Here is a 307-nt window from a genome sequence, read left to right on the forward strand (position 1 = left end):
ATCCTGCTCAATCCCGATGGCACCTACACCTACACGCTGACGTCGGCGCCAAGCACCACGCCGCATGCAAACGACGGCGCCAATACCCTGAGCGAAAGTTTTACTTACCAAGCCACCGACTCTCTGGGCAACAGCACCACCAGCACCATCGTGGTCAAAATCGTCGATGATCAGCCGATTGCGCATGCCGACGAGACCTCCGTCGCCGAAGGCGGCACGGTCAGTGGCAACGTGCTGTGGAATGACGTCGGCGGCGCCGATGGTCTCGCCGCAGGCGGCGCAGTGCTCGGCGTGCGTGCCGGTTCAG

General features: G+C 62.9%; 1 protein-coding gene. It reads left to right on the forward strand.

All coding sequences use genetic code 11. The features are described from left to right. Window positions 1-307: VCBS domain-containing protein (locus VD17_RS32855; RefSeq protein ID WP_046057116.1), on the forward strand; the 307-nt coding region annotated here is incomplete at both ends.

The sequence above is a fragment of the Pseudomonas fluorescens genome (genome assembly GCF_000968015.1).
In the GTDB taxonomy this organism is placed as follows: Bacteria; Pseudomonadota; Gammaproteobacteria; order Pseudomonadales; family Pseudomonadaceae; genus Aquipseudomonas; species Aquipseudomonas fluorescens_W.